The sequence below is a fragment of the Bacillales bacterium genome, assembly GCA_035700025.1.
Lineage (GTDB): Bacteria > Bacillota > Bacilli > Bacillales > DASSOY01 > DASSOY01.
In genome coordinates, this window is record DASSOY010000031.1 from 1 (window position 1) to 5894 (window position 5894).

Annotated in this window: 6 protein-coding genes; 1 reads left to right on the forward strand and 5 read right to left on the reverse strand. The window is 50.3% G+C overall.

From position 1 onward, the window contains the following. The coding region (locus VFK44_05595) for a hypothetical protein (protein ID HET7627847.1) at nucleotides 1-231 on the forward strand (231 nt) is incomplete at its 5' end. Nucleotides 232-263: 32 nt separating this feature from the next. Here the strand turns inward: VFK44_05595 and wecB are convergent. The 5 genes from wecB to VFK44_05620 form a co-directional block, all read right to left on the reverse strand. Beyond that, complete coding sequence (gene wecB / locus VFK44_05600) at nucleotides 264-1340, reverse strand: UDP-N-acetylglucosamine 2-epimerase (non-hydrolyzing) (GenBank protein HET7627848.1); 1077 nt, start codon at nucleotides 1338-1340, stop codon at nucleotides 264-266. A gap of 30 nt (nucleotides 1341-1370) precedes the next feature. After that, the gene (locus VFK44_05605) at nucleotides 1371-2483 is read right to left on the reverse strand and encodes a glycosyltransferase family 4 protein (protein HET7627849.1); all 1113 of its coding nucleotides are present in this window, start codon (nucleotides 2481-2483) and stop codon (nucleotides 1371-1373) included. 489 nt (nucleotides 2484-2972) lie between these two features. Next, nucleotides 2973-3986: a UDP-glucose 4-epimerase GalE gene (gene galE / locus VFK44_05610; protein HET7627850.1), complete on the reverse strand. Its 1014-nt coding sequence runs from the start codon at nucleotides 3984-3986 to the stop codon at nucleotides 2973-2975. Between the two features lie 233 nt (nucleotides 3987-4219). Next, nucleotides 4220-4621, reverse strand: coding sequence for a hypothetical protein (locus VFK44_05615; GenBank protein HET7627851.1), 402 nt, complete (start codon nucleotides 4619-4621; stop codon nucleotides 4220-4222). A gap of 88 nt (nucleotides 4622-4709) precedes the next feature. Further along, complete coding sequence (locus VFK44_05620) at nucleotides 4710-5639, reverse strand: LCP family protein (GenBank protein ID HET7627852.1); 930 nt, start codon at nucleotides 5637-5639, stop codon at nucleotides 4710-4712. Nucleotides 5640-5894 lie beyond the last annotated feature (255 nt).

A 5894-nucleotide genomic window follows, 5' to 3' on the forward strand; every position in this document is an offset into this window, starting at 1 on the left:
AAAATCGATCATGAGGAACGCTATTTCCTCAGAATGGTGAAAAAAGAGGCTCGAAATCGACTCGATTTGAAAAATAACGCTCCTCATGCGCGATTTTATTGGAAAATGGGATTTTTAAAGGAAATAAGGTGTCTGGTGAGCGTTAATTTCAAAAACAAGATGAGGCTGACTAAAAAAGGACGAGTCAGCCTTCCAACATCACTCTCTAACGAACGTGAAAAAGCGGAGTAATTAAAAGCGCGCCGCCAGCGCGCAGCTCCCGATCAACGAAAATATTCCGTGATCACGCGGGCAATTTTATCAGAAGCGCCCCCGTTCCCGTACAGTCCTTCTTGGTATGGCGGCTCTTCAAAAGACTGAATCAGGGCGCGTAAATCATCTTGCACCGGATGGACGAGCCGATTCCAGCCGATGTCGACGGTTTCTACCCATTCCGTCTGGTCTCTGAGCGTGAAGCAAGGGACTTTGGCAAAATACGCTTCCTTTTGCACGCCGCCTGAATCGGTGATGATGCCTTTCGCCTGTTTCTCCAACAGCAGCATCTCCAAATACGAAACCGGATCAATGAGTTGAATGACTTGGGACTGCTCAACGAACGAGAACAGGTCGATCTCGACGAGTTTTTTCTTTGTGCGCGGGTGCAAAGGCAGGACGACTTTTTCACCGGACAACTGGTCCAACGATCGGAAGATCGCCTCCAGTCGTTCGCGGTTATCGGTATTTTCCGCACGGTGGATCGTCGCCAAATAATACGCATCTTTCGTCAACCCAAAGTCCTTGAGCGTGTATTTATCTTTCGCAAGCTTCAAATTGTAGAGCACTGCATCGTACATGACATCCCCGACAAGATGAACCCCTTCGCGGATGCCCTCCTCAGCCAAATTCCTGACAGCCGTTTCCGTCGGCACAAACTTCAAGGAAGACACATGATCCGTTAAGACGCGATTGATTTCTTCAGGCATTTGCTTGTTGAAGCTTCTCAGGCCCGCCTCAATGTGAAAAAGCGGAATGTGCAGTTTGCTCGCCACCAATGCTGCCGCTAATGTGGAATTCGTGTCACCGTAGACGATCATCGCATGAGGTGACTCTTTCAACACGACTTCTTCAAGCTTGATCAGCATATGGCCGGTCTGAGCCCCATGGGTGCCCGATCCGACGCCAAGATGATAATCGGGTTTTGGAATCTTCAATTCTTCAAAGAAGACACCCGCCATATTGTAATCATAATGTTGGCCGGTATCGACAAGCACTTCATGGAAAGTCTTTCGCAATACTCTTGACACCGGTGCGGCTTTCACAAATTGCGGCCGTGCACCGATCACGGTTAGAATTTTCTTCATTCTGCCCGTACTCCTTATTTTACAAATTTCCTACTCCTGCAATAACCGCTCGTAAAGCGCAACGAGCTTGTCCCCTTCGGGCCGCCAATTGTATTTCTCTTCAATCGCCCGCCGCCCATTTTCACCCATTCGCGCTGCCTCGTCAGGGTGATCCAGGAAGAACCAAATCGCTTTCGCCATCGCTTCCGGATCGAGAGGATCCACACATATCCCGCAATCGTTGCCTTCAACAATTTCCCGCCACAACGGAAAATGAGAGGCAATCACCGGGAGGCCGCTCGACATATATTCGAACAGCTTATTCGGCTGTGCATGAATATGGTTCGGTGCCGCATGGTAAACGACGAAGCCGGCCGCGGATTGATCCAGCACTTCCGCGACTTGCGGCCGATCCAAGAAACCTAGATCCACAACGTGAGACCACCCGGACAATCGAACCGCTTTCGCTCGGTCGCCCTCATTGGAGAAGGTACCGCCGAGCAACAATTTCACATCCGCGAGTTCAGCAGCTCGAATCATCTGAAAGATCCCGCGAATCTCATTCATCACCCCAACAAAACAAACCGCCGACGCCTTCCGAGAGGTCCTTTGCCGCTGCAGAGACAGTTCATTGAGGATGGGATAATTATTGACGTTCACGCTGTTGGCATTGAGAGCGAGAAAGCGTTTGTTGATGAAAGGGGTTGCGGTAACGATGCCGTCAAAACGTTTGGCCGCATAATGCTCCAGCTTTTCCATTAGAAAAGCGATCCCTTTCCGGAAAATCGGAGCAATGTAGGATTTCGTTAAAATTTGCCTCGGAACATCTTCGTGAACGTCATAAACCACACGCTTGCCTTTCCTTTTCAAAAGGAGACCGACCAGCAGCAACTCCGGATCATGAAAATGATAAAGATCCGCATCCACGTTCAAAGCTTCCCGGTACAACCGCAGGAGTCCGGCCGTCATCCGGCCAAGTCGTGATCCGTTCCTGCGCCCCAACGCGTGCACGGAAACCCCTTTTTCTATAAAATCTTCTTGAGCAGCAACGACAAAATGCGTTTCGTAACCCGCCTCATGAAGCGTAACACACTCTTTTGAAAAAATTCTTGTATCCTTCGGTGCATGAACCGTGCTGAGATGACAAACTTTGTTCAATTTCACGCAATTTTCCCCTTTTTGGCTGTCGAGCGACCCCGATTTCAAAGACTTACCACTATAAAATTTAGCACACTTGAAAGATAAAAAAAACTTCGTTTACACCCATCCCGTGACGTCAAATGCCCACGCAGCAATGCACAGGACGCGCTAGCGCGGGGTCAGCGACAGGCTAAAAAAGATAAAAAGATGAGGTTGTCCCAAAAGCGTTAACCTTTGGGACAGCCTCTTTTCATTCATTTCCATTTATTTTTTCTAACGAACATTAGATCACCTTAGCGCCGCTTTTTACTCCGATTTTTGTTGTAACGGACATTTTCGACGCTTAACCCCCGATTCGCCGTCTTTTGGATCGGTTTGGAGCGTCTAAGAGTCTCTAATGTTCGTTACAGTTGTCAGATGCCCATTTTTCACCGCTAAGGGTCTTTAATGTTCGTTACAATAAGGCTGGCTCGTCCAACCTAATAAGTCAGTCATCTGCCCCGTTCTTTAACTCTATTCCACATACCCGTTCGGGTTGCCGGACTGCCAGCGCCACGAATCTGCGCACATCGCATCGATGCCGCGCTCCGCTTTCCAGCCGAGCTCCCGCTCCGCCTTCGATGGATCGGCGTAGCTTGTGGCGATGTCTCCCGAGCGCCGGGGGGCAATTTTATACGGAATCTTCTTCCCGGTCGCCTTCTCAAACGCCTTCACCATGTCCAACACGCTGTAACCGGTGCCGGTGCCGAGATTGTAAGCTTCGACGCCCGGATCTTTCAGCACTTTCTCAAGCGCCTTCACATGACCGTCCGCAAGGTCCATCACGTGAATGTAATCGCGCACGCCGGTTCCGTCGGATGTCGGATAATCGTCGCCGAACACTTTCAGCTCATCCAACTTTCCGACCGCCACTTGGGTAATGTACGGCACGAGGTTGTTCGGAATGCCGTTCGGATCTTCGCCGATCCGCCCGCTCTCATGCGCCCCGATCGGATTGAAATAGCGAAGCAGCGCAATGCCCCACGACGGATCCGCCGTATGAACGTCGCGCAGAATTTGTTCAATCATCAACTTCGACCAGCCGTACGGGTTGGTCGCCGACAGCGGCAAATCTTCCTTGAAAGGCACATCCTCCGACATGCCGTACACCGTCGCCGAGGAACTGAAAACAATTTTATTCACACCGTAATCTTGCATCACTTCGCAAAGCGTGATCGTCCCGGTAAGATTGTTATGGTAGTAGCGAAGCGGCATTTCCACCGACTCCCCGACCGCCTTGTAGCCGGCAAAATGAATGACCGCCTCAATCTCATTTTCCGCAAAAACGCCGTTGACCGCGTTCCGGTCGAGCAAATCCACCTCGTAGAACTTGAACGATTTCCCGGTAATCTCGCGAATGCGGCTCAACGCAATGTGCTTGCTGTTCGTCAAATTATCGATGACAACGAGATCATAACCCGCGTCGAGCAAAGCGACGCAAGTGTGCGAACCGATATACCCGGCTCCTCCCGTTACGAGTATAGCCATAACTGCAACGCCTCCAGATCTGAAATCTCGTACTCTATTGTACCATACAAAGCAAACGAAACCGCCTAATTTTTGTCATTCCGGACGGTTGTCGAAGATTCCTCGTAATCGAACCCCCGCCAAACCAGCCGCCGCTCCAACCGAGCCGCCCACCCCGACGATTTCCGAACATACCAACCGAGCCGCCCAAACCCGTCGATTTCCGCACATACTTACCGCGACGCCAAACCCAACTATTTCCGTCCGTACCTCCGATAAAGCAGCCGCCCGCCGCGCCAAAGCAGCCGGACAGCGAGGTAAACAGCAAAAAAAGCGAAAAACCCGTACAGCCCGACGATCGCATCGTCAAACTCCATATGGCCGCGGCCGGTAATCTTTTGCTGAATCTCGATCGCGAAAACGATGACAAGCAAAACCGTCAACGTATAAATCAACGAAAGCACCGTAACGCTCCATTGCGAAATCCACCGAAACAACACCTGGACCACGAAGAAACAAACGATGCCGAGGAGGCCGATCAGCCAGAAGTGCAAGTCTTTGTCCGTGAAGCTCCAGCCTTGCGCAGCCACGATCGCTTGGAACAGATCATGCAGCGTATTGACAACCTCGGCGATGAATTGGATGAAGTCTCCCATCAGTTACACCCCAGTGAAAACGGCATATTTTATAAAATGGGAACCGCCTCCCGCGAGGAAGAGCGGCCGTTGGGCAGGTTGCCAAAAATTACTTTTCCGAACCGAGCCCCGCCATAACCATCTGATGCACTTTCTGCACCTCTTCATCCGGCACGACCAAATACCAGAGTCCATCAATGATTTCTCCGTGCCCTTTCACTTCATATTCTTTCACATGCTGACGGCAGTCCCGGTAATGTTGCGCGATGAATTTCATGTCGGCGAGTTTCATATCGGTACGAACCGAGTCTTTGATAGCTTCCAGCAAGGCGTCATACTTCGTAAGATTGGAAAAGTCCGCCGCCTTGTCAACAATGGCAAGGATGACCTCCCGCTGCCTTTTGTTGCGACCGAAATCCCCGCGCGGATCCAAATGGCGCATGCGGACAAAGCCTAACGTTTGCGGCCCATTCAGTTCCAGCCACCCTTTATGGTAGTAAAAGCCTTTATCGTAATAACCCTCATCGTGCCAGCTCAAATCGTTATACACCCGAATGCCGCCGACCGCATCCACCAGCTTCGACACCCCTTCCATGTCGAGACGGATGTAATAATCAATTGGAATATGTAAGTAGTCTTGCACCGTTTGCAAGGTCAAAGCTGTCCCGCCATAAGCATAAGCAGCGTTAATTTTATGAATACCTTTGCCGGGAATGGACACCCGAGTATCCCGAGGAATGCTGATCATCTGCATCTGATTCGTCTTCGGATTGAGCGTCAGCACAATCAACGTATCCGTTCGACCGACATCATGCGGGCGCTGATCCACACCCATCAGCAAGATCGAAAGCGGTTGAGGATCTTTTTTCGGCAACGTCGGTGTTTTTTTCACCTTTTTGCCATGATCGCTTTTGGTGACGACAGGCTCGTATATCGCATGCGCCGTTTCTTTCACGGAATTCTTCAGATGATAAGCATAAGTGAACCCAGCTGCAGCAAGTACGACGATTAGACAGCCTAAGGTGATGCTAACCTTCATTATTAGCGAGAGTTTTCTTTCGGGTTTCTTCAATATTTGTTCCACCTAACCTATAAATTTCGTCTACCAATAGGAAAATCCCCTCAAGAAAAGGGGACCTGAGAAGACACACTTAGTTCAATTGTCCCATAATCAGATTGTGGACATGGTCAACTTCTTCGTCCGGCACGACCAAATACCAGCTGCCGCCAATCGTTTCCCCGTGCCCTTTCACTTCATAGTTCTTAACATGCTTTCGGCAATCACGATAGTTTC

Excerpts from the sequence above, each read along its gene's own strand:
- wecB (HET7627848.1), bottom strand. The coding sequence starts at position 1,340 with ATGAAGAAAATTCTAACCGTGATCGGTGCACGGCCGCAATTTGTGAAA.
- galE (HET7627850.1), bottom strand. The coding sequence starts at position 3,986 with ATGGCTATACTCGTAACGGGAGGAGCCGGGTATATCGGTTCGCACACT.
- VFK44_05615 (HET7627851.1), bottom strand. The coding sequence starts at position 4,621 with ATGGGAGACTTCATCCAATTCATCGCCGAGGTTGTCAATACGCTGCAT.
- VFK44_05620 (HET7627852.1), bottom strand. The coding sequence starts at position 5,639 with ATGAAGGTTAGCATCACCTTAGGCTGTCTAATCGTCGTACTTGCTGCA.